Here is a 3,648-nt window from a genome sequence, read left to right on the forward strand (position 1 = left end):
GGAACCCACCCGACGCCGGTACGCCGGGTCACGGTCTCGGCGACGCTCGTGCTGACCGGCGTTGCGCCCCACATGATGAACCGCAGTGACGAGAGGTCGTATGACTCCAGGTTCGGGTGCGAGGCGATAGCCGAAGCGATTGGTGCAACTGCCATCTCGACGGTGATGCGATCGTCTTGGATGTGCTGCAGCATGCGGTCGACGTCGAATCGGCGATGCAACCGCATCCATACACCAGTCTGCAACGCCGTCATGATGTTGAGCAGTCCGAGAATGTGCGACGGTGGGGTGGCAATCTGAATGCGGTCGCGAACGGTCAAGGCCAAGGCGTCGCGCCAATGATGAACGGCGGCCTGCAGCGATTTGTGAGTGTGCCGAACGGCTTTCGGCAGGCCCGTCGTACCCGAGCTGAACGCCAGCACCGCATCGGCCTCCGGCGGAGGGGGCGCGCTGAACTCCGGTTCGCCCACAACGATGGGTTCGTCGAGATGCAGCATCGGCATCAGACCCGACAGCACCTCGTGGTCGCCGACAGCGTGTGACGGGTTCGTCAACGCCAGCGCGTGCTCGACCTCATGCCGCTTCCACGCCGGGCTGATCAACACGACCACGGCGGCCAGTCGCCAGATCGCTTGCAGCGCGACGACGAACTCCGGGCGGTTCGACGCCATCAGAGCGACCCGCCCGCCAGCCGTCACCCCCCGCACGCGCAAGCCGGCTGCCAGCCCGTCCGCCAACGCGTCGAGTTGCGGCAGCGTATAGCGCCGCTCCTCGAACACCAGCGCGGTCGGAGACATTGAGAACATCCTATCGTTTTGAGAGAATAGTATTCTCTGAAGGGAAGAACGCAAGTGCGAAAGGTGCAGGGATGGCGGAGCGCCACGTGTTCCATCGGGCCACGGTGACCCGGGTGATCAAGGAGACCGCCGACACCCGCACCTACGTGCTCGCCCCCGAAGAGCAGCCGTTTTCCTATCGCGCCGGACAGTTCTGCACGTTCAAGGTGACCGTCGACGGCGAGGAGCTGTACCGGTCGTATTCGATGTCGAGCGCGCCCGAGACCGACGCCGAGGTGATGACCACGGTCAAGCGGGTGACCGGCGGCAAAGTGTCGAACTGGATCATCGACAACGTCGTCGAAGGTGACGAACTGACCATGACTCGGGCGGCTGGAACCTTCGTGTTGAGCTCAGCCTCGACCCCGCTGCTGGCCTTCGCCGGCGGCAGCGGCGTGACGCCGATCCTGTCGCTGGCCAAGAGCGCCCTGGCGAGCACCGATCGTGCGGTTCGGGTGCTGTGCGCAGACCGCGACCGGGCTTCGGTGATCTTCGAGGCAGCGATCGACGACCTGGTCAAGCGCTACCCCGACCGGCTCACCGTGGACCGTCGTATCGACGATGAGGATGGCCTGCTCGATGCGGCCGGCGTTGCGAAATTCGTCGGCGCCGACACCGATGCCGACTGTTATGTCTGCGGACCGGAGGGATTCATGACGGTGGTGCGATCCGCGCTCCCGGCGGGCGCGACCGTCCTCGTCGAGGACTTCGACGCGTCGCCGCCGGTCAAGGCGCCCGCACCGGAGGTGTCCGAAGCCGCCGGCGATGTCGACTCGGGCGGCACGGTGACCATCAAGCTGGAGCGCAAGAAGGCGTCGGTACCGCGCGTCGCCGGGGAGACGCTGCTGGAGAGTGCACGACGGGCGGGCCTGTCGCCACCCTTCAGCTGCGAGGCCGGCAACTGCGGGACGTGCATGGCCAAGCTCGTCGAAGGTGCCGCCACCATGCGCACCAACGACGTGCTCGAGGAGGACGAGATTGCCGATGGCTACATCCTGACGTGCCAAGCCGTACCCGACACCGCGATGGTCACGGTGGAGTACGAGTAGCGCCGCACCGCAATACTTTCCGCAGGTCGGGAATGTAACGGGTCATTACGGGGCTGAAATACAGCAACAATCTCCGAAAGGACCCTCCACCATGACCGACCTGCCAGCCTTCGGTGAGCTCGCCGCCGCCGACCAGGGCCTTGTCGTATTCACCACGCTGCGTCACGACGGCAGCGCACAGGCATCGGTGGTGAACGCCGGGGTCTTGGCGCACCCACTGACCAATGAGCCGGTGGTCGGGTTGGTCGCGATCGGCGGCGCCCGCAAGCTGGACCATCTACGCGCCGATCCGCGCACCACCGTCACGGCACGTGCCGGTTGGCGCTGGGCCAGCGTCGAGGGGACAGCCCAACTGATCGGGCCCGACGACCCCCATCCCGACGTCGACGACGAGCGGCTGCGGGTGATGCTTCGCGAGATCTTCACCGCGGCCGGCGGAACCCACGACGACTGGGACACCTACGACCGGGTGATGCGCGAGCAACGTCGCACCGCGGTGTTGATCGCACCGACGCGCGTCTACACCAACCCGGGACAGGGTTAGCGAAGTTGGGCTGCCAGCTCCGAGATGACTTCGCGGGTACGGCGTTTGGAGGCGATCAGCTCTTCGCGGTTCTCGCCGATCGGCAGCAGTCGCACCGACAGGTCGGTCACCCCGGCGTCGGCGAATCGGCGCATCCGCGCGAGGATGGCCTCTTCGTCACCGGCCGCACAGATGTCGCCGACATCGCGGGCGTCGCCGTAGTCCAGCAGCCGCTGGTAATTCGGCGACACCTCGGCCTCGCCCAGGATTCGGTTGGCCCGCTCGCGGGCCGCGTCGACTTCGTTTGCCCCACAAAGACATACGGGTATTCCAGCGACGATACGCGGTGCGGGCCGGCCCGCGTTGTCAGCGGCCTTGGTGATCCGCGGCACCACGTGCTCGGCGACGGACCGCTCGTCAGCCATCCACAGCACCGTTCCGTCGGCGTGCTCGCCGGCCAGTGCCAGCATCACCGGGCCGAGTGCCGCCACGAACACCGGCAACGGCGCCACCGGGGCGAGATCGTTCGGGTTGTGCACGGTGAAGTGGTCGTTCTCGACATCGATCGACCCCGGCCCGGCGAACGCGGCGTGCAGCACTTCGAGGTAGTCGCGGGTGTAGGCGGCAGGCTTCTCATACGGTAGGCCCAGCATGTCCTGGATGATCCAGTGGTGCGACGGCCCGACACCCAGCGCCAACCGGCCTCCGGTGGCGGCATGCGTCGACAACGCCTGGCGCGCCAACGCAATCGGATGCTGAGCCTGTAGCGGCACGACGGCAGTGCCGAGTTCGATGCGGGTGGTGCGGGTACCCATCAGGGCAACCGCGAGCATTGCATCAAAGTCGTTGGGCACCTGAGGGATCCACGCGGTGTCCATGCCCGCGTTCTCGGCCCACTCGATATCGGCGAGCATCCGAGAAACCTTGCGCGCGGAATCGCCACGTTCGGCGCCAATCATTACTCCGAGCCGCACGTTTCCCTCCCTGGTCGATGGGGACTGCCAGCCAGAGTGCAGTTATCTTTCAGACGATAACGTACTTGCAAAAAAAGAGAATGCCAATATCGTCTACGTGATCAGGTGATACGCGCAAGCGACGGCTAGCCGCGGCAGAGAATCTCGCCATGCGGGATAGCCAGCCAGCCGTCCGGGGCGGCAGCCCAGTCCCGCCATGCCGAGGCGATCTCGTCGAGTTCCGCAGCGCTGGCCATCTCCGACTCGACCAGCTGTCGCGACAGGGC

The 3,648-nt window shown here is 66.0% G+C and carries 4 protein-coding genes and 1 pseudogene; 2 read left to right on the forward strand and 3 right to left on the reverse strand.

Translation table 11 applies throughout. From position 1 onward, the window contains the following. On the reverse strand, positions 1–797 hold a 797-nt coding region (locus WAO18_RS22030; RefSeq protein WP_422208356.1), incomplete at its 3' end, for a class I adenylate-forming enzyme family protein. 71 nt (positions 798–868) lie between these two features. On the opposite strand from WAO18_RS22030, the gene WAO18_RS22035 reads away from it, so the two are divergent. Beyond that, a complete protein-coding gene (locus tag WAO18_RS22035; RefSeq protein WP_422208357.1) occupies positions 869–1,885 on the forward strand; it encodes a 2Fe-2S iron-sulfur cluster-binding protein in 1,017 nt (338 codons plus the stop codon). A 91-nt stretch (positions 1,886–1,976) separates the two neighbouring features. Further along, positions 1,977–2,429 carry a TIGR03618 family F420-dependent PPOX class oxidoreductase gene (locus WAO18_RS22040; protein ID WP_422208358.1) on the forward strand — a complete coding sequence of 151 codons (453 nt, stop codon included), beginning with the start codon at positions 1,977–1,979 and terminating at the stop codon, positions 2,427–2,429. On the opposite strand, the gene WAO18_RS22045 is transcribed toward WAO18_RS22040, so the two are convergent. Next, positions 2,426–3,382 (reverse strand): LLM class F420-dependent oxidoreductase, encoded by a 957-nt coding sequence (locus WAO18_RS22045; protein WP_422208359.1) that lies wholly within the window; start codon positions 3,380–3,382, stop codon positions 2,426–2,428. The genes WAO18_RS22040 and WAO18_RS22045 overlap by 4 nt on opposite strands. A 125-nt stretch (positions 3,383–3,507) precedes the next feature. Further along, positions 3,508–3,648: pseudogene (locus WAO18_RS22050) on the reverse strand (SAM-dependent methyltransferase); the annotation flags it as partial.

The organism is Mycobacterium sp. (genome assembly GCF_049278535.1).
In the GTDB taxonomy this organism is placed as follows: domain Bacteria; phylum Actinomycetota; class Actinomycetes; order Mycobacteriales; family Mycobacteriaceae; genus Mycobacterium.

Bases quoted from the DNA above. Each gene is read 5' to 3' on its own strand.
- WAO18_RS22035 (WP_422208357.1), top strand. From the start codon at position 869: ATGGCGGAGCGCCACGTGTTCCATCGGGCCACGGTGACCCGGGTGATC.
- WAO18_RS22040 (WP_422208358.1), top strand. From the start codon at position 1,977: ATGACCGACCTGCCAGCCTTCGGTGAGCTCGCCGCCGCCGACCAGGGC.